General features: G+C 74.3%; 26 protein-coding genes and 1 pseudogene. 15 read left to right on the forward strand and 12 right to left on the reverse strand.

Translation table 11 applies throughout. From position 1 onward, the window contains the following. Positions 1-4 precede the first annotated feature (4 nt). The gene (locus I8N68_RS11750; protein ID WP_200209950.1) at positions 5-955 is read right to left on the reverse strand and encodes a TIGR03557 family F420-dependent LLM class oxidoreductase; all 951 of its coding nucleotides are present in this window, start codon (positions 953-955) and stop codon (positions 5-7) included. Between the two features lie 81 nt (positions 956-1,036). Further along, positions 1,037-1,159: a hypothetical protein gene (locus tag I8N68_RS33600; protein WP_267909564.1), complete on the reverse strand. Its 123-nt coding sequence runs from the start codon at positions 1,157-1,159 to the stop codon at positions 1,037-1,039. 139 nt (positions 1,160-1,298) lie between these two features. Between I8N68_RS33600 and I8N68_RS11755 the strand changes: the two genes are divergently transcribed. Further along, entirely contained in the window at positions 1,299-2,807 is a 1,509-nt protein-coding gene (locus I8N68_RS11755; protein WP_200209951.1) for a glycoside hydrolase family 3 protein, read from the forward strand. Between the two features lie 18 nt (positions 2,808-2,825). Here I8N68_RS11755 and I8N68_RS11760 read toward each other — a convergent pair whose 3' ends face one another. Then, on the reverse strand, positions 2,826-3,113 hold the full coding sequence (locus I8N68_RS11760) for a GNAT family N-acetyltransferase (protein ID WP_200209952.1): 288 nt from the start codon (positions 3,111-3,113) through the stop codon (positions 2,826-2,828). After that, positions 3,110-4,336 carry a cysteine desulfurase-like protein gene (locus tag I8N68_RS11765; RefSeq protein ID WP_200209953.1) on the reverse strand — a complete coding sequence of 409 codons (1,227 nt, stop codon included), beginning with the start codon at positions 4,334-4,336 and terminating at the stop codon, positions 3,110-3,112. The genes I8N68_RS11760 and I8N68_RS11765 overlap by 4 nt, the downstream gene beginning before the upstream one ends. 119 nt (positions 4,337-4,455) lie before the next feature. Between I8N68_RS11765 and I8N68_RS11770 the strand changes: the two genes are divergently transcribed. The 7 genes and pseudogenes from I8N68_RS11770 to I8N68_RS11800 all read left to right on the forward strand — a co-directional run bounded on the left by I8N68_RS11770 (position 4,456) and on the right by I8N68_RS11800 (position 9,123). Next, complete coding sequence (locus tag I8N68_RS11770; RefSeq protein ID WP_200209954.1) at positions 4,456-4,821, forward strand: hypothetical protein; 366 nt, start codon at positions 4,456-4,458, stop codon at positions 4,819-4,821. Between the two features lie 60 nt (positions 4,822-4,881). Continuing rightward, positions 4,882-5,703 (forward strand): DUF1206 domain-containing protein, encoded by an 822-nt coding sequence (locus I8N68_RS11775; RefSeq protein WP_200209955.1) that lies wholly within the window; start codon positions 4,882-4,884, stop codon positions 5,701-5,703. A 78-nt stretch (positions 5,704-5,781) separates the two neighbouring features. Beyond that, on the forward strand, positions 5,782-6,978 hold the full coding sequence (locus tag I8N68_RS11780) for a mechanosensitive ion channel family protein (RefSeq protein WP_200209956.1): 1,197 nt from the start codon (positions 5,782-5,784) through the stop codon (positions 6,976-6,978). Between the two features lie 402 nt (positions 6,979-7,380). Continuing rightward, positions 7,381-7,815, forward strand: coding sequence for a phage holin family protein (locus I8N68_RS11785; protein ID WP_200209957.1), 435 nt, complete (start codon positions 7,381-7,383; stop codon positions 7,813-7,815). After that, a pseudogene (locus I8N68_RS34200) lies at positions 7,812-8,010 on the forward strand (DUF3618 domain-containing protein); the annotation flags it as partial. The gene I8N68_RS11785 and the pseudogene I8N68_RS34200, both read left to right, overlap by 4 nt. A gap of 346 nt (positions 8,011-8,356) precedes the next feature. Then, complete coding sequence (locus tag I8N68_RS11795) at positions 8,357-8,629, forward strand: DUF4235 domain-containing protein (RefSeq protein WP_200209958.1); 273 nt, start codon at positions 8,357-8,359, stop codon at positions 8,627-8,629. Between the two features lie 290 nt (positions 8,630-8,919). Further along, positions 8,920-9,123: a cold-shock protein gene (locus I8N68_RS11800; RefSeq protein WP_007075740.1), complete on the forward strand. Its 204-nt coding sequence runs from the start codon at positions 8,920-8,922 to the stop codon at positions 9,121-9,123. A gap of 104 nt (positions 9,124-9,227) precedes the next feature. Here the strand turns inward: I8N68_RS11800 and I8N68_RS11805 are convergent, their stop codons facing one another. Continuing rightward, a complete protein-coding gene (locus I8N68_RS11805) occupies positions 9,228-9,425 on the reverse strand; it encodes a hypothetical protein (RefSeq protein WP_200209959.1) in 198 nt (65 codons plus the stop codon). Between the two features lie 73 nt (positions 9,426-9,498). Continuing rightward, positions 9,499-10,482, reverse strand: coding sequence for an aldo/keto reductase (locus tag I8N68_RS11810; RefSeq protein WP_200209960.1), 984 nt, complete (start codon positions 10,480-10,482; stop codon positions 9,499-9,501). An 85-nt stretch (positions 10,483-10,567) separates the two neighbouring features. Between I8N68_RS11810 and I8N68_RS11815 the strand changes: the two genes are divergently transcribed. Next, the gene (locus tag I8N68_RS11815; protein WP_200209961.1) at positions 10,568-11,359 is read left to right on the forward strand and encodes a trans-aconitate 2-methyltransferase; all 792 of its coding nucleotides are present in this window, start codon (positions 10,568-10,570) and stop codon (positions 11,357-11,359) included. Beyond that, complete coding sequence (locus I8N68_RS11820) at positions 11,356-12,381, forward strand: adenosine deaminase (protein ID WP_200209962.1); 1,026 nt, start codon at positions 11,356-11,358, stop codon at positions 12,379-12,381. The genes I8N68_RS11815 and I8N68_RS11820 overlap by 4 nt, the downstream gene beginning before the upstream one ends. On the opposite strand, the gene I8N68_RS11825 is transcribed toward I8N68_RS11820, so the two are convergent. From I8N68_RS11825 to I8N68_RS11835, 3 genes are all read right to left on the reverse strand, one after another. After that, a complete protein-coding gene (locus I8N68_RS11825) occupies positions 12,338-12,625 on the reverse strand; it encodes a hypothetical protein (RefSeq protein WP_200209963.1) in 288 nt (95 codons plus the stop codon). The genes I8N68_RS11820 and I8N68_RS11825 overlap by 44 nt on opposite strands. Positions 12,626-12,863: 238 nt before the next feature. Further along, the gene (locus I8N68_RS11830; RefSeq protein WP_200209964.1) at positions 12,864-14,255 is read right to left on the reverse strand and encodes a HAMP domain-containing sensor histidine kinase; all 1,392 of its coding nucleotides are present in this window, start codon (positions 14,253-14,255) and stop codon (positions 12,864-12,866) included. A gap of 29 nt (positions 14,256-14,284) precedes the next feature. After that, a complete protein-coding gene (locus I8N68_RS11835; protein WP_200209965.1) occupies positions 14,285-14,974 on the reverse strand; it encodes a response regulator transcription factor in 690 nt (229 codons plus the stop codon). A 73-nt stretch (positions 14,975-15,047) separates the two neighbouring features. Between I8N68_RS11835 and I8N68_RS11840 the strand changes: the two genes are divergently transcribed. Next, a complete protein-coding gene (locus tag I8N68_RS11840) occupies positions 15,048-15,977 on the forward strand; it encodes an ADP-ribosylglycohydrolase family protein (RefSeq protein ID WP_200209966.1) in 930 nt (309 codons plus the stop codon). Positions 15,978-15,991: 14 nt separating this feature from the next. Here I8N68_RS11840 and I8N68_RS11845 read toward each other — a convergent pair whose 3' ends face one another. Continuing rightward, positions 15,992-16,816, reverse strand: coding sequence for a DUF1775 domain-containing protein (locus tag I8N68_RS11845; RefSeq protein WP_200209967.1), 825 nt, complete (start codon positions 16,814-16,816; stop codon positions 15,992-15,994). Between the two features lie 213 nt (positions 16,817-17,029). Between I8N68_RS11845 and thrS the strand changes: the two genes are divergently transcribed. The 3 genes from thrS (at position 17,030) to I8N68_RS11860 (ending at position 20,460) form a co-directional block, all read left to right on the forward strand. Then, positions 17,030-19,036: a threonine--tRNA ligase gene (thrS, locus tag I8N68_RS11850; protein WP_200209968.1), complete on the forward strand. Its 2,007-nt coding sequence runs from the start codon at positions 17,030-17,032 to the stop codon at positions 19,034-19,036. 126 nt (positions 19,037-19,162) lie between these two features. Further along, positions 19,163-19,723 carry an HIT family protein gene (locus tag I8N68_RS11855; protein WP_307812793.1) on the forward strand — a complete coding sequence of 187 codons (561 nt, stop codon included), beginning with the start codon at positions 19,163-19,165 and terminating at the stop codon, positions 19,721-19,723. A 110-nt stretch (positions 19,724-19,833) separates the two neighbouring features. Further along, complete coding sequence (locus I8N68_RS11860; RefSeq protein WP_200209969.1) at positions 19,834-20,460, forward strand: CG0192-related protein; 627 nt, start codon at positions 19,834-19,836, stop codon at positions 20,458-20,460. 64 nt (positions 20,461-20,524) lie between these two features. Here I8N68_RS11860 and I8N68_RS11865 read toward each other — a convergent pair whose 3' ends face one another. Then, on the reverse strand, positions 20,525-21,046 hold the full coding sequence (locus I8N68_RS11865; protein ID WP_200209970.1) for a hypothetical protein: 522 nt from the start codon (positions 21,044-21,046) through the stop codon (positions 20,525-20,527). Positions 21,047-21,113: 67 nt separating this feature from the next. Between I8N68_RS11865 and I8N68_RS11870 the strand changes: the two genes are divergently transcribed. After that, positions 21,114-22,172: an aldo/keto reductase gene (locus tag I8N68_RS11870; protein WP_200209971.1), complete on the forward strand. Its 1,059-nt coding sequence runs from the start codon at positions 21,114-21,116 to the stop codon at positions 22,170-22,172. A gap of 21 nt (positions 22,173-22,193) precedes the next feature. Here I8N68_RS11870 and I8N68_RS11875 read toward each other — a convergent pair whose 3' ends face one another. Then, positions 22,194-24,356 (reverse strand): elongation factor G-like protein EF-G2, encoded by a 2,163-nt coding sequence (locus I8N68_RS11875; RefSeq protein WP_200209972.1) that lies wholly within the window; start codon positions 24,354-24,356, stop codon positions 22,194-22,196. Positions 24,357-24,385 lie beyond the last annotated feature (29 nt).

A 24,385-nucleotide genomic window follows, 5' to 3' on the forward strand; every position in this document is an offset into this window, starting at 1 on the left:
GGGGTCAGCGCAGCCGGGGGAGCACCTCGCGCTGGTAGCGGTCGAACAGCCCCCGCCAGTTCGGGCCGGTGTTCGCCACGTAGACCTCGTCGAAGCCGGCCTTGGCGTACTTGTCGATCATCTCCAGGTGGGCGTCGACGCTGTTGCCGCAGACGAACGACTCCTTCATCATCTCCGGCTTGACCAGCTGGGCGGCCTGCTGGAAGTGGCGCGGTGAGGGGAGCACCTGGGACAGCTCGCCCGGCACCCCCGCGTTCGGCCACTTCTCGTACGCGAGCCGCGCGCCCTCCTCCTCGCTGTCGGCGTACGCCGCCTTGAAGCCGGCCTGGCACGGCTTGGCGCCGCCGCCGTTGTCCCGGAACCGGCGGATCATCTCGGCGTCGGGCATGGTGCTGACGTAGCCGTCGCCGATCCGGGCCGCCAGGTCGATCGCCTTCGGGCCGAAGCCGGAGACGTAGACCGGCGGGGGCGTGTCCGGCAGCGTGTAGATCCGCGCGTGCTCGACGGTGTAGTGCTTGCCGTGGTGGTTGACGAACCCGCCCCGCCACAGCTCCCGCATCACCCCGACCGCTTCCTCCAGCATCTCCAGCCGGACGTCGGCCTGCGGCCAGGCGTCGCCGAAGATGTGCTCGTTGAGCGCCTCACCGGTGCCGACGCCGAGCACGAACCGGCCGTCGTGCATGACCGCGCTGGTCGCCGCGGCCTGGGCGACCACGGCCGGGTGGATCCGGACGGTCGGGCAGGTGACCGCCGTGGTGACGGGCAGCGCGCAGACCTGGCTGAGCGCGCCGATGGTCGACCAGACGAAGGGGCTCTGGCCCTGCGCGTCGAGCCACGGGTGGTAGTGGTCGGAGATCCACAGCGCCTCGAAGCCGGCCCGCTCGGCGCCCCGCGCCTGCTCCAGCAACTCCGCGGGGCCGTACTCCTCGCTGGACAGAAAGTAGCCGATCCTCATCGTTCCCCCTCGCTGCTCCGGCCCGGACGCACCAGCTGGACAACGAGAGCCGTACCCGGGAGGGTGCCGGGCAATCGACGGTCAGCGGCGGAACATCGCCCGGATCGCGAGCAGCAGGAACAGGCCGCCGACGACCAGGCCGAGCAGCCGTACGCCGGGGATGTCCGCCGCGGTGGTGGCGTCGGCGAGCAGTACGGAGTGCATGGTCGCACTCTCCCACTTCGCCCCCGGCGACCGCCAGGCGGAAACAGTAAGGTTTCTTGACTATTTCAGGGCGCGATGTGACCATGGCAGCACCCGCCGGGGCGGCGGGCCGGTGGGGAAGACGGGGGTACGACAGCGCATGAGCGAGCGGATCGTGGGGGCGACCGGAGACCTGGCGAGCCTCGCCGCCGCCGTCCTGCAGCCCGGGTTCGTCGGCACCACCCCTCCACCGTGGGTCTGCCGGTGGCTCGGCCAGGGGCTGGGCTCGGTGGTCCTGTTCGCCCGCAACATCGTCGACCCCGGGCAGCTCGCCGCACTCACCGCGACGCTGCGTGCCGAGCGGCCCGACGTCATCGTCGCCATCGACGAGGAGGCCGGCGACGTCACCCGGATCGAGTCCGCCCGCGGCAGCTCCCGGCCCGGCAACTACGCCCTCGGCGCGATCGACGACCCGGCCCTGACCGAGGCGGTGGCCCGCGACCTCGGCGCCGAGCTGGCCGGCGTCGGCGTCACCCTGAACTACGCGCCGGACGCCGACGTCAACTCCAACCCGGCCAACCCGGTGATCGGCGTCCGCTCGTTCGGCGCCGCCCCCGACCTGGTCGCCCGGCACACCGCGGCCTGGGTGCGCGGGCTCCAGGCCGGCGGCGTGGCCGCCTGCGCCAAGCACTTCCCCGGCCACGGCGACACCCGGGTCGACTCGCACCACGACCTGCCCCGCATCGGCGGCGACCGGGCCCGGCTCGACGCGGTCGAGCTGGCCCCGTTCCGGGCCGCCGTGGCCGCCGGGGTGCAGGCGGTGATGACCGGGCACCTGCTGGTGCCCGCGCTCGACCCGGAGCTGCCGGCCACCCTCAGCGCGCGCATCCTCGGCGGGCTGCTCCGCGAGGAGCTCGGCTTCCAGGGCGTGGTGGTCACCGACGCGGTGGAGATGCGGGCCGTCGCCGACCGGTACGGCTTCGCCGGCGCGGCGGTGCGCGCCCTGGCCGCCGGCGCGGACGCGATCTGCGTGGGCGGGGAGCGGGCCACCGAGGCGGACGCCCGGGAGCTGCGCGATGCCATCGTCGCCGCGGTGGTGGCCGGGGAGTTGCCGGAGGAGCGGCTCGCCGAGGCGGCCAAGCGGGTCGGTCAGCTCGCCGCCTGGACGGTCGCCGCCCGCGCCGACGCCCCGGCCGGCACCCCGGCCGGGGCCGACGGCTCAACCGTCGGGCTGGCCGCGGCCCGGCGGGCGCTGCGGGTCACCGGTCCGGCCGGCGCCGACGCGCTGCCGCTGACCCGGCCCGCGCACGTGGTGGAGTTCGCCCCGCCGCACAACATGGCCATCGGCGCCGAGACCCCGTGGGGGATCGCCGCGCCCCTGGCCGACCTGGTCCCCGGCACCACCACCGCCCGGTACGCCGAGGGCGAGGCGCCGGCCGACCCGACCACCGGCGCGGCGGGCCGCCCCGTCGTGCTGGTCGTTCGTGACCTGCACCGGCACGACTGGATGCGGGCCGCGGTGAGCCGGGCGCTGGCCGCCCGCCCGGACGCGGTCGTCGTCGAGCTCGGCGTCCCGGAGCTGGTTACCGGCGCGGTCCACCTGGCCACCCACGGCGCCACCCGGGTCGCCGCCCGCGCCGCCGCCGAGCTGCTCACCGGCGTTCGCTGACCGCCGGCGCGGCCCCGGTCAGGCCTCGGCGAGCACCAGGTCGGCGTACTCCGGGTGGCGCTTGATGAAGGCGGCCACGAACGGGCACTTCGGCACCACCCGGCCGCCGCGCGCCCGGACCTGGTCCAGGGTGTCCCGGATCAGCGCCGCGCCGACGCCCATGTTCTGGAACTGCTCGTCCACCTCGGTGTGGGTGAAGACCAGCACCTCACCGCGCGGGATGTACGCGGTGAACCCGGCCAGCGCGTCGTCGACCAGGATCTCGAAGCGGTGCTTGGCGGGATTCTCCTCGACCAGGAAGCTCACCGCGCCATTCTCCTCTCACCGGCCATGATCCGGTCAAGTTCGGCGAGCAACCGGTCCACCTCGTCCGCGGTGTTGTAGTGGTAGACGCTGGCCCGGACGGCGCCGCCGCTGTCGCGCAGCCCCATCGTGCGGAAGTACTCGTAGGCGTAGTAGTCGCCGGAGGAGAGGCAGTAGCCCGCCGCGCCCAGCGCCGCCGCGGTGTCGGCCGGCGCCAGCCCGGCGACCCGGAACGACACCGTCGGGCAGCGGCGCGCCGGGGAGCCGTACACGGTCACGCCCGGTCGCGCGGTCAGCCCGGCCAGCAGCCGGTCGAAGACCGCCTCCTCGTGGGCCTGGGCGGCGGCCAGGCCGGCGCGGACCCGCTGCCGCCGGCTCCCGGTCGCGGTGGGGTCCAGGGTGGCCAGGTGGTCCACCGCGGCGGTCACCCCGGCCAGCAGCGGGAAGCTCGGCGTGCCGTACTCGAACCGGTCCGGCACCCCGTCGGCGGAGGGGAGCAGCTTCGCCGGGCGCAACTGCTCCCACCGCGCCGGGTCGGCGACCATCGCGGCCAGGTGCGGCCCGGACCACTTGTACGCGCTGGTGACCAGGAAGTCCGCGCCCAGCGTGGCCAGGTCGGTCGGGCCGTGCGGCACCGAGTGCACCCCGTCGACGCAGACCAGCGCGCCGGCCGCGTGGGCGGTCTTCGCGATCGCGGCGACGTCCGGCGCGGTGCCGATCGCGTTGCTGCCGGCGGTCACCGCGACCAGCCGGGTCCGCTCGCCGACCAGGTCGGCGTACTGGCCGGCGGGCAGCTCACCGGTGGCCGGGTCGAACTCCGCCCAGCGCACGGTGGCCCCGGCCGCCTCGGCCGCCTGCACCCACGGCCGCACGTTCGCGTCGTGGTCGAGCCGGGAGACCACCACCTCGTCGCCGGGCCGCCAGCCCGCGCCGAGGGTCCGGGCCAGGAGGTACGTCAGGGCGGTGGCGCTCGGTCCGAGCACGACGCCGTCCGGCCGCGCCCCGAGCAGGTCGGCCACCGCCGAGCGGGCCTCCGCGACGAGGTCCAGGGACCGCCGACCGGGTACGAAGGCGCTGCTGCGGTTGCCGATCGCCGCGCCCATCGCGGCGGCGACCGCGTCGATCACGGGCTGAGCGGTCTGGGTGCCGCCGGCACCGTCGAAGTGGACGAAGCCCTCGGTCAGGGCGGGGTACGCGGCCCGGGTGCGGGCGATGTCGAACGGCATGCCGGGACCCTAACGCGCCCGGTGGCCGGGCGGCCGGTCGGAGGAGGCCGGGGCGGCCGCACCCACCGGCGACGATCAGCGGTCGCCGGCGACTCGCCGCCGTCTCGTACCCTGTCCGGGTGACGAACCGAAGCGTTTCCCCCTCACTGACCCCCCTCCGCCGGGCCGCCGGCCTGCTCGCTGGCCTGACGCTCGGCGCGGCGCTGCTCGCCGGCTGCAGCTCGGAGGGTGCCTCCACCGACTGCGGCCTGGACGCCTGCACCGTGACCTTCGACCGCGGCGTGGACGCCAGCGCCAACATCTTCGGCGTGGAGGCGAAGCTGATCGGCGCGGAGGGCGACCAGGTGACCGTCGAGGTCGCCGGCGAGCAGCTCTCGCTCACCGCCGGCCAGCAGGCCACCGAGGTCGGCGGCTTCCAGGTCAGCCTGGACAGCGTCACCGAGCAGCAGGTGCAGATCCGCGTGGCGCGCAGTTCCAACGGCTGACCGGCCCGGGCCGGCGGCGGCCGACGTTTGGAAATCTTCGCATCCGGAGATTGTGGCGCCATGTCACTCACCGGGAATGCCGAAGCCACCGCTCACCAGGCTGCGAACAGCAGGTGGCTCGAACTGTTGACCCGGGCCGGATTCATCGGCTACGGGATCGTGCACCTTCTCTTCGCCTGGCTCGCGCTGCAGATCGCCTTCGGCAAGTCGGGTGAGGAGGGCAACCAGAACGGCGCGCTGCGCACCCTGGGCGCCCAGCCGCTGGGCAAGTTCCTGCTCATCACGATCGCGGTCGGCCTGGTGGCCATGGCCATCTGGCAGGCGTTCGAGGCGGCGATCGGCCACCGGGGCCTGCGCGACAAGGACCGTCTCTTCGAGCGGATCGCCTCGGTGGTCCGCACCGTGGTGTTCCTCTGGCTCGCCTGGACCGCGGTCAAGGTCTTCCAGGAGGCCAGCGCCAACGCCGCCGACCAGCAGCAGGCCCTCTCCGAGAGGCTGATGGCCTCCACCGGCGGTCGCTGGCTGGTCGGGCTGGCCGGCCTGGTGATCGCCATCGTCGGCATCGGGATGGTGATCTACGGGCTGAAGAAGAAGTTCGAGCGGAACCTCAAGACCGGTGAGATGAGCCCGAAGACCCACACCGTGACCCGCCGGCTGGGCATGGCCGGCTACGCCGCCCGGGGCGCCGTCTTCGCCGTCGCCGGCAGCCTGATCATCGTGGCCGCGGTGACGTACGACCCGGAGAAGGCCCGGGGTCTGGACGCCGCCCTGCGGACCATGCGCGACCAGCCCTGGGGTCCGGTGGTGCTGGTGTTGATGGCGCTCGGTATCGCCGCCTTCGGGATCTACTGCTTCCTCCAGTCCCGGTACCGGCGGGTCTGACCTGGTCGATTCCCCGACCGCCGGGCACCATTGGGCCCTTGCCCGAAGCACCGTGCCCGGTTGGAGGGAGAAGGACCTGTGCAGAGCTACCTCGTGACGGTCGTCGCCGCGCTCGCCGCGGCGGCGATCGCGCTCTTGCTGGTCGAGGTGGTGCACCGGGTGACCCGCCGGCTCGGGCGGCGCTCGCTGCTGATGACCGAGCTGACCGAGCACTCGCACCGCCCCTTCCAGGTGGCCGGCACCGTGCTCGCGGTGCAGCTCGCCGTCCGGTTCAGCACCCTGTACGCGGTGGGCAGCCCGTGGCGGCAGGTCGTCCTGCACATCCTGGTGCTCGGGCTGATCGCCGCCGCGTCCTGGCTGGTCGCCTCGCTGCTGGTGGTGATCGAGGACACCGCGCTGGCGAAGTTCCGGGTGGACGTGCCGAACAACCGGCACGTCCGCCGGGTGCGTACCCAGGTGGTGCTGCTGCGCCGGCTGACCATCGCGGTGATCGTGGTGCTCGCCGTCGGCGTGATGCTGATGACCTTCCCCGCCGTACGCGGCATCGGCGCCGGCGTGCTGACCAGCGCCGGGGTTTTCGGTGTGGTCGCGGCGCTGGCCGCGCAGAGCCTGCTCGGCAACGTCTTCGCCGGCCTCCAGCTCGCGTTCAGCGACGCGGTCCGCCTCGACGACGTGGTGGTGGTCGAGGGGGAGTGGGGCCGGATCGAGGAGTTGACGCTCAGCTACGTGGTGGTGCAGATCTGGGACGACCGCCGGCTGATCCTGCCCACCTCGTACTTCACCAGCACCCCGTTCGAGAACTGGACCCGGACCGAGGCGGCGGTGCTGGGCACCGCCGAGTTCGACGTCGACTGGTCGATCCCGGTCCAGGCGATGCGCGAGGAACTGCGCCGGCTGGTCGAGTCGAGCGAGCTGTGGGACGGCCGGGTCTGCGTACTCCAGGTCACCGACGCCACCGGCGGCATGGTCAAGGTGCGGGCGCTGGTCAGCGCCGCCGACGCCGGCAGCCTCTGGGATCTGCGCTGCCTGGTCCGCGAGCACCTGGTGGCCTGGGTGCGCGACCACCGGCCGACCGCGCTGCCCCGGATGCGCGCCGAGGTCGGCGACGCCACCGGCGCCCTGCCGTGGCAGGCGGTCCAGCCCCGCCGGCCGGTCCGCCGGCTCGCCGACACCGACGTGCCGGACGATGCCCGGGTCTTCGGCGGCAGCGACGACGGCGAGGCCCGCAGCGAGGTCTTCGTGGGTCGCGAGGAGCACGCCGACGCGCGGCACTGACCGGACCATCCGCGGAGCCCCCGGCCGCCCGCCCGCGCGGCGCCGGGGGCTCCGCGCCGTCCGGGTCCGGCGCGCCGCCGCCGGCGACGAGGGGTGCGGCGGCTCGGGCCGGCCGGCGTGCCGCGCCCGCTGCGTCCTGCACGTGACCTCGCCGCCCGCCGGCCGTTGCACCTGCCAGAGGGGGCGTGCCGCCCTCGGGCCGACCGGCGGGGGTCGCCCGATCCGGCAGACCTCGCCCGCGCGACGTTTGTTCCGCCCGTTCCGGGGGACCTGCTGCGCACGCCCCGGCTCCGGCCCGCGTCCCGCGGCCCCGGACGGCGGGCGGCGTGGCCGGCGCTCCGGGCAGGATTGACGGGCCGCGACTCCGGGCATACAGCGCGGTGATGATGAAAGGAGGACAGCATGGCTGACGTCGCGAGTCGCAGTACGTCCCGGACCGGGAACGAGCCGTCCACCGCCGAACTGGTGCAGCGGGCCACCGAGCAGGTCTCCCGGCTGGTGCGGGACGAGCTGGCACTGGCCCGGGCGGAGCTGACCCAGAAGGGCAAGCACGCCGGCATCGGGATCGGCCTGTTCGGCGGCGGCGGGGTGATGGCCGTGTACGGGGCGGGCGCCCTGGTCGCCACGGTGATCCTGCTGCTGGACCTGGTGCTGCCGGCCTGGGCGGCCGCCCTGATCGTGGCGGTGGCGCTCTTCCTGCTCGCCGGGATCCTGGCCCTGGTCGGCAAGAAGCAGGTCAGCCGTGCCGTCCCGCCGGTGCCAGAGGCGGCGGTCCGCAGCGTCCGGGCGGACGTGGACACCGTCACCGCCGCAGTGAAGGACGGGAGGCGAGCATGACGGGCAACGGTACCGGCGACACGGAGGCGCTCCGCGAGGAGATCCGGCGGACCCGGGTGGAGCTGGGTGAGACGATGGAGCTGTTGGCCGCAAAGGCCGACGTCAAGGCCCGGCTGAAGGACTCCGCCGGGCAGGCGAAGGAACGGATGCGCGAGCAGGCCGCGCTGACCCTGGCCCGGGTGCGCGGGCAGGCGGCGCAGAAGGCCGGCGTCGTGCGCGGCCAGGCGATGCAGAAGGTCGGCGTCGTGCGCGGCCAGGCCGGCGTCGTGCGCGGCCAGGCCGGCGCCGTGCGCGGCCAGGCGGTGCAGAAGGCCGGCGCCGTGCGCGGCCAGGCGGCGCAGAAGGCCGGCCTCGTGCGCGGGCAGGCGGCGCAGCGGGCCGGTGAGGTGCGCGGGCAGGCCGCGGAGAAGGCCCGGGTAGCGCGGGGGCAGGCGTACGAGAAGGGTGCGGTGGTCCGGCGCAACCCGATGCCGTGGGCGGCCGTCGCGGCCGGCGCGTTGGCGACCGTGGTGGTGCTGCTGATCGTCCAGGGGAGGCGCAGGTGAGCAAGGGAATCGGCAGGGTCGCGTACAAGCCCGTCGGGGTGATGTTCGGCCTGGCCGCCGGCACCGTCGCCGGGGTGATCTTCCGGCAGGTCTGGAAGATGACCGCGGGCGACGGCGAGGCGCCCAGCGCCACCGACGAGGACCGCGGCTGGGGCGAGATCCTGGCCGCCGCGGCGTTGCAGGGGGCCATCTTCGCGGTCGTCCGGGCCGCCGTGGACCGGGGCGGCGCGGTCGGTGTACGCCAGCTGACCGGCCGCTGGCCGGACTGACCCGCCGAGGTGTCAGGCCCCTTCCCCGCATCGATGGGGAAGGGGCCTTTCGCATGGTCCCGGCGGCCCACCTAGTGGATCTCGTACATCCGTCAGGTCACATGTCGGAGAAATTCGTCGCCGAGGCTGTGCAGAGTTTTTGCGTACGTGGTTTGCTGTTCCACGCTGTTGAGAGATGGCGTGGGTTGAGAGAAGTCTCCTACCTTGGGGGCCGCCTCAGACGCCGCTGCTCGAAAACGGCCAATCGGCCGCACGGCGTGCTCGGCCGCCAGTTTTAGAAGGAGATACACATGGCGCAGGGAACCGTGAAGTGGTTCAACGCAGACAAGGGCTTCGGCTTCATCACCGTCGACGGCGGGGGTGCTGACGTGTTCGTCCACTTCTCGGCCATCCAGACCAGCGGCTACCGCACGCTGGAGGAGAACCAGCGGGTGGAGTTCGAGATCGCCCAGGGTCAGAAGGGTCCGCAGGCCGAGCAGGTCCGCCCCATCTGAGCAGTGCCGGCCGGCAGCCGCCGGCCACTGCGATCCGGCCCCCCGGATCGATGTGAAGCCCCGCACCCCGCCCGGGATGCGGGGCTTTCCGCGTTTTCGCCCGGTCAGGGACGGTGGCGGCGGTTGCGCATGCCGTACCACAGCCCGGCGAGTCCGATGAGGACCACCACCGGGCCGATCAGCGCCCAGATCCGCTGGTCGGTCATCACGCTGCCACCGACGTAGCCGAGCCCCTGCACGGTCCAGACCGCGCCGACGACCACCGCCAGCAGCCCGAGCGTGAGCGTGAGCCAGCCCTTCATCGGATCCCCCTCCCGGCGTGCGGCACTCCTGCAGCATGCCCGCCGGCGCCCCGCCCGCCGGGCGCCGCGCCGGTCACCACCGCTCGTGCACCTGCGGCCGGATCAGCTCGTCGTACGTCTGCCGGACGGCGGTCAGCTCCGCTTCGGTCAGCGGCGGCAGGTCGGCCGCGGCGGCGTTGCGCCGGGCCTGCCCGGCGTCCCGGGCGCCGGGGATGACCACGGTGACGCCGGGCTGGTCGATGATCCAGCGCAGCGCGAACTGGGCCATCGTCCGCTCCGTGCCGACCAGCGGCGCGAGCCGGCGCACGGCGGCCAGGCCGAGGTCGTAGTCCACTCCGGAGAAGGTCTCGCCGACGTCGAAGGCCTCGCCGTGCCGGTTGAAGCTGCGGTGGTCGTCCGCGGCGAAGGTGGTGTGCTCGTCGTACCGGCCGGAGAGCAGGCCGCTGGCCAGCGGCACCCGCGCGATGATGCCGACACCGGCGGCCGCCGCGGCGGGCAGCACCCGGTCGAGGGGCTTGTGCCGGACCGCGTTGAGGATGATCTGCACGCTGGCCACGCCGGGCCGGGCGATGGCGGTGAGCGCCTGGTCGCAGGTCTCCACGCTGACCCCGTAGCCGGCGACGCGCTGCTCGGCGACCAGGGTGTCCAGCGCGTCGAAGACCCGGTCGTCGGCGAAGACCGAGGTGGGCGGGCAGTGCAGCTGGACCAGGTCGAGGGTCTCGACGCCGAGGTTGGCCCGGGACCGGTCGGTCCAGGCCCGGAAGTTGTCCAGGGTGTACGCCTGCGGCGTCTGGGGGACCCGGCGGCCGATCTTGGTGGCGACGGTGAGCCCGTGTCCGGGGCGGGCACGCAGGAACCGGCCGATCAGCCGCTCGCTGCGGCCGTCGCCGTACACGTCGGCGGTGTCCAGGAAGGTGACCCCGGCGTCGACGGCGGCGGCCAGGATGTCCCGGGCGCTGTCCTCGCTGACCTGGCCCCAGTCGGCGCCCAGCTGCCAGGCGCCGAGCCCGACGACGCCGACGTGTCGGCCGAGCCGGTCGAAGCTGCGCTGTTCCATCCCACCGAGCCTAGTGATCGGCTTGCCCGGTCGCGCGGCGGGCCGTAGGGTTTCAACAAAACGTACGTACGGTTTGGAGGCGCTCATGTGGGATCCGACCAGCTATCTGCGCTACGGCGACGAGCGGTCCAGGCCGTTCCACGACCTGGTGGCCCGGATCCCGGCGCGCCGCCCGCGCGCGGTCGTCGACCTCGGCTGCGGGCCCGGCCAGCTCACCGCCACCCTCGCCGAACGATGGCCGGGCAGCCGGATCGTCGGCCTGGACTCCTCGCCGGAGATGATCGACAAGGCCGGCACGCTGGACGCGCCGGTCAGCTTCGCCGTCGGCGACGTCCTTGACTGGCGACCCGGGCCGGACGTGGACGTGGTGGTCTCCAACGCGGTGCTCCAGTGGGTGCCCGGCCACCGCGAGCTGCTGACCCGCTGGGCCGGCGAGCTGCCCGCCGGGGCCTGGCTGGCGGTTCAGGTGCCGGGGAACTTCGCCGCCGGATCGCACCGGGCGCTGCGCGAGGTCGCCGGCCGGGACCGGTGGCGCGGCCGGCTGGCCCCGCTGCTGCGCGAGGCGCCGGTCGGCGATCCGGTCGACTACGCCGCGCTGCTGGTCGCCGCCGGCTGCGCGGTCGACGCCTGGGAGACTACCTACGTGCACCTGCTTCCGGCCGCCGCTGCCGACCACCCGGTGCTGACCTGGATGGAGGGGACGGCGCTGCGCCCCGTCCGGGCCGCGCTGGACGGCGCCGACTGGGCCGACTTCCGGGCCGAGCTGGGGGTACGCCTCGCCGCGGCGTACCCGGTGCGGCAGGGTCAGGTGTACTTCCCGTTCCGCCGGATCTTCGTGGTGGCCCGCACCGGCGCCCGTGCAGAGGAGAGCAAGTGACCGACCTGTCCACCTTCATCGCCGGACTGCCCAAGGTGGAGCTGCACGTGCACCACGTCGGCTCCGCCTCGCCCCGGATCGTCGCCGAGCTGGCTGCCCGGCACGAGGGGCGCAGCCCCGTCCCGGCGGACCCGGACGCCCTCGCCGACTACTTCGCGTTCCGCGACTTCGCCCACTTCATCGAGGTCTACCTGAGCGTCGTCGACCTGATCCGGGACCCGGAGGACGTCTGGATCCTGACCCACGAGGTGGCCCGCGAGCTGGCCCGCCAGCAGGTCCGGTACGCCGAGCTGACCGTCACCCCGTACTCGCACGTGCACCGGGGCATCCCCGCGCCGGCGTTCTGCGAGGCGATCGAGGACGCCCGCAAGCGGGCCGAGGCCGACTTCGGCGTCGCGCTGCGCTGGTGCTTCGACATCCCCGGGGAGGCCGGCCTGCCCGCCGCCGAGGAGACCCTGCGGATCGCCCTGGACGAGCGGCCGGACGGGCTGATCAGCTTCGGCCTGGGCGGCCCGGAGATCGGCGTGCCGCGGCCGCAGTTCAAGCCGTACTTCGACCAGGCCCGGGCGGCCGGCCTGCGCTCGGTGCCGCACGCCGGGGAGACCACCGGCCCGGAGACGGTCTGGGACGCGCTGCGGGAGTTGGGCGCCGAGCGGATCGGCCACGGCATCTCCGCCGCGCTCGATCCGCAGCTGCTCACGTACCTCGCCGAGCGGCAGATCCCGCTGGAGGTGTGCCCCACCTCCAACGTGCGCACCCGAGCGGTGGCGACCATGGCGGAGCACCCGCTGCCGCAGCTCGTCGAGGCCGGCGTGCCGGTCACCATCAATTCCGACGACCCGCCGATGTTCGGCACCACCCTCAACGACGAGTACGCGGTCGCCGCCCGGCTGCTGAACGCCGGTCCGGCGGGGCTGGCCGGCCTGGCCCGCGCCGCGGTGACCGCGTCGTTCCTGGAGGCCGGCGAGCAGGCGCGGATCAGCGCCGAGATCGACGCCTACCTGGCGGCCGCGACACGCTGAGCGGACGCGACGGCGCCGGCCGGCGGGACACCCGCGTCGGCCGGCGCCGCCCGGCGAGGACGACGTTGATTCCGACCAGCCCACCGAGCGCCGTGGCGATCACGACCTTGGCCAGCGGCGTGCCGAGGGGTGGCCGCCGTAGGCCGTCCGCGAGCACCGGTTCCGGCCAGGCGGCGAGCGTGAGGGCGATCCCCGCCCCGATCACGGCGGCCCAGCGGAGCAGGCGGCTGACGTTCGGCGTCATCACGGTCACCTCACGCCCGGGGTGCGGCTCGACGGGGGAGTGGCGCGCGGCGGGAGCGAGGTGTGGGGGGACCGAACTCCCGCCGCGCGCACGGCTCCACCGGCCGGTGGTGTTACGGGGCGTTCCGGCCGACGGAACTGATGGGTTCGTCCCTGATCCTGTCAGTCCACGGTGGCGTCGACGCCGTTGTTAACTCGGATCTAAGGAAGACTTGCGCCGGCGCACAGCCGGCGGGTGGTCAGCGCTGCCGGGGCCAGCGCCGGCCGCCGGTCTTCGGCTCCCGCGCGTCGCGGGCCATCCGGCCGACCAGGCCGAACCGGTTCACCTGCCGGGGCGTCGCCTCCGGGTCGGCCAGCAGCATCACCACGCTGGCGCCGCCGAGCCGGGCCCGGTCGATGCTCACCGATCCGTTGGCCTGCAACGCCACCCGCTTGGCGATGTCCAGGCCCAGCCCGGTCGAGCCCTGGTCGCTGGCGCCCCGCCGCAGCGCCCGGTCGGGGTTGGCGATACCGGGGCCGGCGTCGTCGATCCGGATCCCCACGTACCCGTCCCGCCGGCTGACCGCCACCTCGAAGGCGGTGCCCTGCGGGGTGTACCGGAACACGTTGCCGATCACCGCGTCGAGCGCGGCGGCCAGTTCGGCCCGGGGCACCGGCGCGGGGATACGCAGCTGCGCCCCGCTGATCCGGTGCGGGCGGTTCTGGTCCTCGGCCAGGGCCGCCCAGAAGACCATCCGGTCCCGGACCACCTCGCTGACGTCGCACATCGCCGGGCCGGTCTCCTGGGTGACCGCCTTGCGGGTGGTCTTGATCAGCTGGTCGACCTCGCCCTCCAGGGTGACGATCGCCTGGCGGATGCGCCGGATGCCGCGCCGGCGGTCCAGCTCCGCCTCGCTGAACGTGCCGATGCTGGTGTCGTCGGACTCCAGCGCCTCGGCGTCCAGGCGGAGCACGGTCAGCGGGGTGCGCAGCCGGTGGGAGAGGTCGGCGACGAGTTCCCGCTCGTCGGCGCGCAGCGCCACCAGCTGGTCCGCCATCCGGTTGAACGCGTGCCCGGCCTCGGCCAGCTCCCGGGGGCCGCTCGGCTCGACCCGGACGCCCAGAGCGCCGTCGCCGATCGCCAGGGCGGCCTTGACCAGCTCGCCGGTGGAGTCCACGGCCCGGGCGGCGACCCGGTCGACCACGATGACCGCGGCGCCCACCAGCGTGACGGCCACCGTGAGCAGCAGCAGCCACCGGCCGCCCGACCCTTCGTCGAGCACCGCGTCGGGAACGAAGACCTCCACCACGGCGACCTTGTCACCGAGGACCACCGGGTCGAGCCGGAGCACCCCGCCCGGCACGTCGGTGACCACCGACCGCCGCTCGGCGCCGGCCCGCGCCAGTGCCGCCGCGTCCGCGCGGCCGGCCGACTCGTCTCCGCCCAGCCCGTGCACGACCGGTCGGGTCGCCGGGTCGTCACCGCTGGCCGCCACCGCCCGCCCGACGACCGCCGGATCGGTGCTGACGGCGAGGGCGCCGGTGACCAGGGCGCTGCGTCGGGCGGCGTCGGCCAGCTTCTCCTGGCGCGCCTGGTCGCCGAGGGTGATCCCGAGGGGAATGAGGAAGGCGAACGCGACGAGGCTGCACATGCCGGCCGTGAGCCAGGCCAGCGCCGGCCTCAGTCCGGTGCCACCAGCCGGAAGCCGACCCCCCGCACGGTGCGCAGGTAGCGCGGCTTCGCCGCGGACTCGCCCATTTTGCGGCGCAGCCAGTACAGGTGAACGTCGATGGTCTGGTCCTCGCCGACCGATGGCTGCCGCCATACCTCCTCCAAGAGTTCCCGCCGGGACACTACCCGGCCGGGACGTGCGGCGAGATACGCCAGCAGGTCGAATTCCTTGCGGGTCAGCGCCAGCGGCTCCCCGTCGAGCAGGGCGCTGCGCTCGCCCACGTCCACCCGCAGCCCACCGACGGTGTGCACCGCCGGGGCGACGGTCCGGCTGGCCCGGCCGGCCCGGCGCAGCACGGTGGTGATCCGGGCGTCCAGGTGCGCGCCGGTGAACGGCTTGACCATGTAGTCGTCCGCGCCGGCCCGCAACAGCCGGACCACGGACTGCTCGTCGTCGCGGGCGGTGGCGATGATGATCGGCACGTCGGTGATCCCGCGCAGCATCCGCAGCGCGTCCGAGCCGTCCAGGTCCGGCAGGCCCAGGTCGAGCACGACCAGGTCGGGGGTCTCGGCGGCCACTCGGCGCAGGGCGTCCAGGGCGGTGCCGACGGCGTGCACGGCGTGCCCCCGGTCGGTGAGGGACCGCAGCATCGCGCCGCGTACGACGTGATCGTCTTCGACCAGGAGCACGGTGGCCACGTCAGAACCGTACTTGGCGTGGCAAGTTGATCGCGTTGCGGCACTACTGGGAAGCGGGCAAGCTGGGACGACGATGACGTTCATCCTCTTTCCCGACGCCCGGCTGGCGCTCGCCCGGGACGCCCTCGCCGGCCTCTCGGTGGGCGACGCGCTCGGGTCGCAGTTCTTCGTCCCCGGCCGGCACCCCACCGATCTCGCCGCCGGACGGCTGCCGCCCCCGCCGTGGTCGTGGACCGACGACACCGAGATGGCCTGCTCGGTGGTGGCCGCCCTGGCTGCCGGCGGGCAGCTCGACCGGGACCGGCTGGCGCTGGACTTCGCCGAGCGCTGCGAGCCCTACCGTGGATACGGGCCGGGTGCGGTGACCATCCTCCGGTTGATCCGCACCGGCACGCCGTGGCCGGTGGCCGCCGCTTCCGCGTTCGACGGGCAGGGCTCCTGCGGCAACGGGGCGGCGATGCGGGTCGGTCCGCTCGGCGCCTGGTACGCCGACTCCACCCGCCGGGCCGCCGACCAGGCCCGGGCCTCGGCCGAGGTGACGCACGCCCACCCGGAGGGGATCGCCGGGGCCGTCGCGGTGGCCGTCGCCGCCTCGCTCGCCGCCCGCGCCCGTCTGGACGGCGACCGGCCCGAACCGGCCCGGCTGATCGGGGCGGTCGCCGCGGCCCTCGACCCGGCCGGGGAACTGCACCGGGGGGTGAGCCGGGCCGTCACCCTGCTGGGCCGCCCGCCGGCGGAGGCCGCGGACGCGCTCGGCAACGGCGCGCGGGTGACCGCCCAGGACACCGTCCCCTTCACCCTCTGGGTGGCCGCCACCCACCTCGACGACTACCCGACGGCGATCCGGGTGTGCGTCGAGGCCGGCGGGGACGTGGACACCACGTCCGCGATCGTCGGCGCGGTGGTGGCCGCGCACACCGGCGTCGGTACGCCCGGCGGCGTGCCGGACGGCTGGCTCGCCGCCCGCGAGCCGCTGCCCGACTGGCTCCCCGCCCGCACCTGATGGGTGCTACCGGGTCAGCCGTTGGCAGACTCGCTGACTGGTAGCCGCCCGGCCCCGTTTCGGTCGTCCTCGGCGGTGTCGTCCGCCGCGTCGGCGGGGAGCGCCAGCGCGCCGCGCCGACGGCGGCTGAACAGCCAGCCGAGTGCGGCGCCGCCGCCCAGCCCGACCAGCAGGCCGCTACCCAGCAGAAGGTCGGCGCTCAGGCCGTCGTCGGCGGCGGATCGGGCCGCCGGGGCCGGGCCGGCCGCGTCAGCCGGTCCCGCGACGGCGGTCCCGGCGTGGGCGTGCCCGCCGGCGTCCGGCACCGGGGGCAGCAGGGCGACCGTCGGCGCGGGGCGCGCCCCGCCCGGCGGGTCCGCCCACCGCACGACGGTGCCGTCGGCGTACGTCTGGACGAGCTGGAAGGTCAACCGGTCCGTGGCCGGCATCGGGCCCATCCCGAGCGACAGCCGGGCGGGGCCCGTCGTCGCGTCCGGCATCCGGATCCAGGTGACCGCCTCGGTCACCTGGTTGAGTTCCGGCGCGTGGATGCCGGCCACCGGCCGGTCCAGGGTGCGGGTCGTGATCCGGGGCGCCCAGCCGGGCACCGACAGCGGGTAGACCTCGCCGACCGGCGCGTCCGCCGGCATCCTCAGCTCGATGCGGCTGGTGCGGCTGCCGGCCCGTTCCTCGGGCAGCACCACGGCCACCTCGACCGCGTCCCCCTGGTGCACCTGGGCCGGGGAGGTGGTGATCGTCACCTCGGCCGCGCGCGCGGGGCCGGGCCAGCCCAGCGTCCCGGCCACCACGGCGGCGCCCAGCGCCACCGCCCGGAACCTGCCCCGACGGGTCATCCTCATCGTCGTCCCCATCCGTCTCGATGCGGCCGGCACCGGTTTCCGGCCACACCGGGTAGTTCGGGCGGCGAGCCGGAAAGGTTCAAGGGCCGGCCGAACCGGACGCCACCGGTCGGGCCGGACCCGGCGTCGCCGACGGTGCGGACCGGGCGACCGATAGCATCGCAGGAGCCGGTCACCCGGCACATCCGATCCGTATCGACGACAGGAGTCACCGTGTCCGCACCCCGTACCCCCGTCGTGGCCGACCCCGTCGTCGTCGCCGCCGGGACCACGGCGGCCGACTCGGTGGCCGCGGCCGGGCTGCCCACCACGGGGCCGAAGGCCATCGTGGTGGTCCGCGACCCGCAGGGCCAGCTGCACGACCTGGACTGGACGCCGGCCGAGGAGGTCGCCGTCGAGCCGGTCGCCCTCGACTCGCCGGACGGCCTCAACGTGCTGCGCCACTCGACCGCGCACGTCCTCGCCCAGGCGGTGCAGGACGTCTTCCCGGAGGCGAAGCTCGGCATCGGCCCACCGATCGACAACGGCTTCTACTACGACTTCGCCGTCGACAAGCCGTTCCAGCCGGACGACCTGGCCAAGCTCGAGAAGCGGATGCAGGAGATCATCAAGTCCGGCCAGCGGTTCCGCCGGCGGCGCTTCCACAGCCTGGACGAGGCGAGGGCCGAGCTGGCCGCCGAGCCGTTCAAGCTGGAGCTGATCGACGTCAAGGGCGAGGGGCTGGACAGCTCCGAGGTGATGGAGATCGGTGGTGGTGAGCTCACCATCTACGACAACCTCGACGCCAAAGAGGACAAGGTCTGCTGGTCGGACCTGTGCCGGGGCCCGCACCTGCCGAACACCCGGCTGATCGGCGCGTTCAAGCTGATGCGCTCGGCCGCCGCCTACTGGCGTGGGTCCGAGAAGAACCCGCAGCTCCAGCGGGTGTACGGCACCGCCTGGCCGACCCGGGACGAGCTCAAGGCGTACCTGAAGCTCCTCGAAGAGGCCGCCCGGCGTGACCACCGCAAGCTCGGCGCGGACCTGGACCTGTTCAGCTTCCCCGACGAGATCGGCTCCGGCCTGGCGGTCTTCCACCCCAAGGGCGGCATCATCCGCCGGGAGATGGAGAACTACTCCCGCCGCCGGCACGAGGCGGCCGGGTACGAGTTCGTCAACACCCCGCACATCACCAAGGCGCACCTCTTCGAGACCTCCGGCCACCTGCCGTACTACGCCGACACGATGTTCCCGCCCATGCAGCTGGAGGGCGCGGACTACTACCTCAAGGCGATGAACTGCCCGATGCACAACCTGATCTTCAGGGCGCGCGGGCGGTCCTACCGGGAGCTGCCGCTGCGGCTGTTCGAGTTCGGCACGGTCTACCGGTACGAGAAGTCCGGCGTGGTGCACGGCCTGACCCGGGTGCGTGGCCTGACCCAGGACGACTCGCACATCTACTGCACCCGGGAGCAGATGCCCGGTGAGCTCTCCACCCTGCTGACCTTCGTGCTCGACCTGCTGCGCGACTACGGCCTGGACGACTTCTACCTGGAGCTGTCCACCCGGGACGACTCGCCGAAGTTCATCGGCTCGGACTCCGACTGGGCGGAGGCCACCCAGGCGCTGCGTACCGCGGCCGAGGCCTCCGGCCTGGACCTGGTGCCGGACCCGGGCGGCGCAGCCTTCTACGGCCCGAAGATCTCGGTGCAGGCCAAGGACGCCATCGGCCGGACCTGGCAGATGTCGACCATCCAGGTCGACTTCAACCAGCCGGAGCGGTTCGGCCTGGAGTACCAGGCGGCCGACGGCACCCGGCAGCGGCCGGTGATGATCCACCGGGCGCTCTTCGGCTCGATCGAGCGCTTCTTCGGCGTGCTGACCGAGCACTACGCGGGCGCGTTCCCGGCCTGGCTGGCCCCGGTGCAGGTGGTGGGCATCCCGATCCGCGAGGACCACACCGACTACCTGCACGGCTTCGTCGCGGCGCTGCGCGCCGAGGGGATCCGGGCCCAGGTGGACGCCGGTGACGACCGGATGCAGAAGAAGATCCGCACCGCCCAGCAGCAGAAGATCCCGTTCATGGTGATCGCCGGCGACGACGACGTGGCGGCCGGCACGGTCTCCTTCCGGTACCGGGACGGGTCGCAGCGCAACGGCGTGCCGATGACCCAGGCGGTCGCCCACGTCCTCGACGTGGTCAGCTCCCGGACCAACGCGGGGCCGTCCGCCGAGAGCTGACGCCCCACCCCGACCGACCACGGCGGTGTCCCGGACGTCCGGGACACCGCCGTTGCGCGTCTGCGCCCTCCGTTCCCACCGGTGCGGACGGGTGCCATCCGGGGCCGTGATCGTAGGATCGGCGGTGTGACTGGGGCGGAACGGCACTTCGACAACGGCACCGACGAGCGGCTGGCGGACGGTCTGGAGCGGCTCTGGACCCCGCACCGGATGACCTACATCTCCGGGGAGGACCGGCCCGAGGGCGGCTACGACAAGCCGGCCGGCTGCCCATTCTGCCTGGCCCCCGGGCTGCCGCCGGAGGTCAGTCTGGTCGTCGCCCGGGGTGCGCACGTCTTCGCGGTGCTCAACCTCTACCCGTACAACCCGGGGCACCTGCTGGTCTGCCCGTACCGGCACGTCGCCGACTACACGGAGCTGGACGGGGCGGAGACCGCCGAGCTGGCGACCTTCACCAAGGACGCCATGCGGGTGGTCCGGCACGTCTCCAACGCGCACGGCTTCAACCTCGGGATGAACCAGGGCGGGGTGGCCGGGGCCGGCATCGCCGCGCACCTGCACCAGCACGTGGTGCCGCGCTGGGGCGGCGACGCGAACTTCATGCCGGTGATCGGTCGGACGAAGGTCCTGCCGCAGCTGCTCGCCGACACCCGGGACCTGCTCGCCAAGGCCTGGCCGGCGGCCTGACCGGGGAGCCGGCCCGGGTCCTCCGGACGCGGTCGCCGGCCCGGGCATCGACCTGCCGCCCCGCCATGGTCAACGGAATCATCGCCGGCGGCCCGGATACGATGCGCCGCATGGCACTGCTGCACCGGGCGGAACTGCGCCCCACCAAGCTCGAACTCCTGGCGGCGTGGCTGCCGGGCCGGCACTGGTTCCAGGGACCGGCGGGCGCCGACGTCGTCCGGGTGGCGGGATACCGCTTCGACGACCCGGCCGGCGCGGTGGGGATCGAGACGATGCTCGTCCGGGCCGGTGACGGGCCGGTCCACCAGGTGCCGCTGACCTACCGCGACGCGCCGCTGGACGGCGCCGACGATTGGCTGGTCGGCACCACCGAGCACTCGGTGCTCGGCCCCCGCTGGGTGTACGACGCCTGCGGCGACCCGGTCTACGCCGCGGCGCTGGCCGCCGCCATCCTCGCCGGCACCGGCCAGGCGGAGGAGTTCTTCGAGGTCGACGGGGAACGGCGGTACCGCGAGCCGAGCATGACCCTCACCGGCGGTGGCGCCGCGGACGCCCCGACCGTCGGCGCGATCCGCCGCGTGGTGGACGGCGATCCGGCGCTGATCGGTACCGACACCGTCGAGTTGGCGGTGCTCCGCCACCCCGGTGCCGGCGCGGAGCGGGCCGGCGTCCCGCTCCTCGGTGCCTGGCCGGGGCAGCCCACCCCGCTGCCGCTGGCGTACGCCGTCCCGCGCTGAACCCGGGCGGCCGGACCGGCCGATGCGCCTCGTCCGGGCCGCCGGTCCGGGTCCCGGCCGCCCGCTACCCGTGGCCGCCGGCCGGGCCCGTCCGGTCCCCGGTGAGCTGCGCCCGCAGGGTCGCCGCCAGCTCCGGCCAGCTCTCCACCCGGTGCACGCCGGCCAGGTGCGCCGCGTGCGCGGTCACCTCGTCGGGCCGGGGCCGGAACAGATAACGCTGCCCCACGGTGTCCAGGTAGCCGAGCACCTCCAGGCGGTCGTCCACGAAGTGGGTCAGCCCCAGTCGCGCCGCGATCGGCCCCTTCTCCGGCCGGGTCCGGCAGAAGCGCAACCGCTCCGGCCCGATCCCGGTCCGCCGGTGGAAGTCGTGGTGCGCCAGCCAGTGCCGGGTCCGCAGCTCCGTCTCCGCGCCGCACTTCGACACCACGTACGCCGCGTCGAAGCGCGGCACCAGCTCCGCCAGCGCCTCGAACACCCCCGCCACCGGCGGCGTGCGCAGGTAGTTCGCGCCGAAGAACGAGGTGTCCTCGTCCCCGTCGCTCGGCTCGATGATCACGCCGCCGACGTCCACGCCCAGCCGTCGCATGCGCTCGATCCTGCACGACGGGTGAGTTTCCTGCCTGCCAGCGCGCGGGAGGTGGCAGGATGCGCCGATGGCAGTGACCACGCGGACTTTGGGCCGCAGCGGCATCGAGGTCAGCGCGCTCGGCATGGGTTGCTGGGCGATCGGCGGCCCCTGGGCCGAGGGCGTCCGGCCGCTGGGCTGGGGCGCGGTGGACGACGACGAGTCGGTCCGAGCGGTCCGGCGCGCCCTCGACCTCGGCGTGACCCTCTTCGACACCGCCGACACGTACGGGGCGGGGCACGGTGAGCGGGTCCTCGGGCGGGCGCTCGCCGGCCGCCGCGACGAGGCGGTGATCGCCACCAAGTGGGGCTACACCTTCGACGAGACGGCCCGGCAGGCGACCGGGGAGGACGCCTCACCGGCGTACCTGCGGCGGGCGGTCACCGACTCGCTGCGCCGCCTCGACACCGACCGGATCGACCTCTACCAGCTGCACCTGGGTGACCTGCCGGTGCCGCGGGTCGAGGCGCTCGTCGGCACGTTGGAGGACCTGGTCGCCGACGGGGTGGTCCGGGCGTACGGCTGGAGCACCGACCGGCCCGACCGGGCGGCGGCCTTCGCCCAGGTCGCCCGGGGCGCCACCGCGGTGCAGCACGGTCTGTCGGTGCTCCGGGACGCGCCGGCCATGCTGGCGGTCTGCGACAAGCACGACCTGGCCAGCGTGGCCCGCGGGCCGCTCGGGATGGGGCTGCTGACCGGGAAGTACAGCACCGACTCGACGCTGCCCCGTGACGACGTGCGCGGCACCGCCCCGAACTGGCTGGAGTGGTTCCGCGGCGGCCGGCCGGCGCCGGAGTGGCTGCGCCGGTTGGCCGCGGTGCGGGGCGCGCTGACCGCCGACGGCCGGACCCTCGCGCAGGGGGCGCTGGGCTGGCTCTGGGCGCGCAGCGGCCGCACCGTCCCGATCCCCGGCGCCCGTACCGTGGCCCAGGTCGAGGAGAACGCCGCCGCCCGGCACCGGGGACCGCTCGCCCCCGACCACTTCGCCGAGGTCGAACGCCAGCTGGCGGCGCTGCGCACCGCCGCCCGCCGCGACGCCGACCGCCCCCACCGGCCGATGCCCCCGGTCCCGGCCGTCCGCCCCTGACGGGAGTGGTCGGAGCCCTGGTCAGGGGTGGGTGGCGTGTTCCTTGCGGGCCTGGTCGACCAGGTGGGCGGGCATGGGGTCGTAGCGGGCGAACTCGCGGCGGAAGGTGCCGGTGCCGGCGGTCATCGAGCGCAGCTCCACCGCGTAGCGGACCAGCTCGGTGGCGGGCACCTCGGCCCGGACCAGGGTGCGGCCCTCGGCGTCCGCGTCGGGCTCGGTGCCGAGCACCCGGCCACGCCGGCCGGAGAGGTCACCCAGCACCGCGCCGACCGAGGAGTCGGGCACCCGGATGGTCACCTCGTCGACCGGCTCCAACAGCGCCGGCTGCCCCTTCTCGGCGGCGTCGCGCAGGGCGAGGGCGCCGGCGGTCTGGAACGCCGCGTCGGAGGAGTCGACGCTGTGCGCCTTGCCGTCGAAGAGGGTCACCCGCAGGTCCACCACCGGGAACCCGGCGACCAGGCCGCGTTCCATCTGCGCCCGGACGCCCTTCTCCACCGACGGGATGTAGTTGTGCGGGACGGCCCCGCCGACCACCTTGTCGACGAACTCGAAGCCGGCGCCCCGGGGCAGCGGCGCCACCTCGATGTCGCAGACCGCGTACTGGCCGTGCCCGCCGGACTGCTTGACGTGCCGGCCGTGGCCCCGGGCGCCGGCGGTCAGCGTCTCGCGCAGCGCCACCCGCACCGGCTCGGTCTCCAACTCGACGCCGCCCGCGCGCAGCCGGTCCAGCACCACGTCGGCGTGCGCCTCGCCCATGCACCAGAGCACCAGCTGGTGGGTCTCGGCGTTGCGCTCCAGCCGCAGCGTCGGGTCGCCGGCGACCAGCCGGGCCAGGTTCCGGGCCAGCGCGTCCTCGTCGGCCCGGCTCTTCGCCACGATCGCCACCGGCAGCAGCGGCTCGGGCATCTCCCAGGGCGCGATGAGCAGCGGCTCCTCCTTGGCGGAGATGGTGTCGCCGGTCTCCGCGCTGCCCGACTTGGTCAGCGCGCAGAGGTCGCCGGCGACGCACGCGGTGACCTCGCGCAGCTGGGCGCCGAGCGGGCTGTAGATGTGCCCGACCCGCTCGTCGGCGTCGTGATCCGGGTGCCCCCGCTCGGCCATCCCGTGCCCGGAGACGTGCACCACCTGGTCGGGGCGGAGCGTGCCGGAGAAGACCCGGACCAGGGACACCCGCCCGACGTGCCGGTCGACGGTGGTCTTGACCACCTCGGCGACCAGTGGACCGTCCGGGTCGCAGGTCAGCGGCGGTCGGGGCGAGCCGTCCACCCCGGTGACCGCCGGCAGCTCGTGCTCCAGCGGCGACGGGAACGCCGCCACCAGCCCGTCGAGCAGCGCGTCCAGCCCGACCCCGGTCTCCGCGCAGACCGGCACCACCGGGTAGAAGTGCCCCCGGACGACCGCCTTCTCCAGGTCGGTGATGAGCACCTCGGTGTCGATCTCCTCGCCGCCGAGGTAGCGGTCCATCAGGGTCTCGTCCTCGCTCTCCGCGATGATCCCCTCGATCAGCTCGTTGCGGGACTCCACGATCGCCGGCAGGTGCTCCGGGTCCGGCTCGCGCACCGCCGCCGGCAGCCCGGCGGTGTAGTCGAAGACCCGGCGGGTGATCAGCCCGAGCAGGCCGACGACGGACACCCCGTCGTCGCCGAGCATCGGCAGGTACAGCGGGAGCACGTTGTCGCCGAAGACCCGCTGGCAGAGCGCCACCGCCTCGTCGAAGTCGGCGCGCGGGTGATCCAGCCGGGTCACCGCGACCGCGCGCGGCATGTCCACCGCCGCGCACTCCTCCCACAGGGCGGCGGTGGCCGCGTCCATGCCGTCGACGGCGGAGACCACGAAGAGCGCCGCGTCGGCGGCGCGCAGACCGGCCCGCAGCTCGCCGACGAAGTCCCCGTACCCGGGGGTGTCCAGGAGGTTGACCTTGACATCGCGGTGCATCAGTGGGGCACACGCCAGGCTCACCGAGCGCTGCTGGCGGACCGCTGCCGGGTCGTGGTCGCAGACGGTGGTGCCGTCGGTGACGGTGCCGGCGCGACCGATCGTGCCGCTCGCCGCGAGCAGCGCCTCGACCAGGGTGGTCTTGCCCGCGCCGGAGTGCCCCACGAGCACCACGTTGCGAACCCTGGCGGGCTCGGTCACCACCGGCACGCCGCCGGTGACACCCTTCTCCTGATTTTTCTGCGCCATCGCGGCGCACCTCCCTCAGCCGGTGGTGG

Source organism: Micromonospora coerulea (assembly GCF_016598485.1).
Classification (GTDB): domain Bacteria; phylum Actinomycetota; class Actinomycetes; order Mycobacteriales; family Micromonosporaceae; genus Micromonospora; species Micromonospora coerulea.

What these genes read in the sequence shown, in the direction of transcription:
- I8N68_RS11750 (WP_200209950.1), bottom strand. Translation starts at nt 955, where the DNA reads ATGAGGATCGGCTACTTTCTGTCCAGCGAGGAGTACGGCCCCGCGGAG.
- I8N68_RS33600 (WP_267909564.1), bottom strand. Translation starts at nt 1,159, where the DNA reads ATGCACTCCGTACTGCTCGCCGACGCCACCACCGCGGCGGACATCCCC.
- I8N68_RS11755 (WP_200209951.1), top strand. Translation starts at nt 1,299, where the DNA reads ATGAGCGAGCGGATCGTGGGGGCGACCGGAGACCTGGCGAGCCTCGCC.
- I8N68_RS11765 (WP_200209953.1), bottom strand. Translation starts at nt 4,336, where the DNA reads ATGCCGTTCGACATCGCCCGCACCCGGGCCGCGTACCCCGCCCTGACC.
- I8N68_RS11775 (WP_200209955.1), top strand. Translation starts at nt 4,882, where the DNA reads ATGTCACTCACCGGGAATGCCGAAGCCACCGCTCACCAGGCTGCGAAC.
- I8N68_RS11785 (WP_200209957.1), top strand. Translation starts at nt 7,381, where the DNA reads ATGGCTGACGTCGCGAGTCGCAGTACGTCCCGGACCGGGAACGAGCCG.
- I8N68_RS11800 (WP_007075740.1), top strand. Translation starts at nt 8,920, where the DNA reads ATGGCGCAGGGAACCGTGAAGTGGTTCAACGCAGACAAGGGCTTCGGC.
- I8N68_RS11805 (WP_200209959.1), bottom strand. Translation starts at nt 9,425, where the DNA reads ATGAAGGGCTGGCTCACGCTCACGCTCGGGCTGCTGGCGGTGGTCGTC.
- I8N68_RS11810 (WP_200209960.1), bottom strand. Translation starts at nt 10,482, where the DNA reads ATGGAACAGCGCAGCTTCGACCGGCTCGGCCGACACGTCGGCGTCGTC.
- I8N68_RS11815 (WP_200209961.1), top strand. Translation starts at nt 10,568, where the DNA reads ATGTGGGATCCGACCAGCTATCTGCGCTACGGCGACGAGCGGTCCAGG.
- I8N68_RS11825 (WP_200209963.1), bottom strand. Translation starts at nt 12,625, where the DNA reads ATGACGCCGAACGTCAGCCGCCTGCTCCGCTGGGCCGCCGTGATCGGG.
- I8N68_RS11830 (WP_200209964.1), bottom strand. Translation starts at nt 14,255, where the DNA reads ATGTGCAGCCTCGTCGCGTTCGCCTTCCTCATTCCCCTCGGGATCACC.
- I8N68_RS11840 (WP_200209966.1), top strand. Translation starts at nt 15,048, where the DNA reads ATGACGTTCATCCTCTTTCCCGACGCCCGGCTGGCGCTCGCCCGGGAC.
- I8N68_RS11845 (WP_200209967.1), bottom strand. Translation starts at nt 16,816, where the DNA reads ATGAGGATGACCCGTCGGGGCAGGTTCCGGGCGGTGGCGCTGGGCGCC.
- I8N68_RS11860 (WP_200209969.1), top strand. Translation starts at nt 19,834, where the DNA reads ATGGCACTGCTGCACCGGGCGGAACTGCGCCCCACCAAGCTCGAACTC.
- I8N68_RS11865 (WP_200209970.1), bottom strand. Translation starts at nt 21,046, where the DNA reads ATGCGACGGCTGGGCGTGGACGTCGGCGGCGTGATCATCGAGCCGAGC.
- I8N68_RS11870 (WP_200209971.1), top strand. Translation starts at nt 21,114, where the DNA reads ATGGCAGTGACCACGCGGACTTTGGGCCGCAGCGGCATCGAGGTCAGC.
- I8N68_RS11875 (WP_200209972.1), bottom strand. Translation starts at nt 24,356, where the DNA reads ATGGCGCAGAAAAATCAGGAGAAGGGTGTCACCGGCGGCGTGCCGGTG.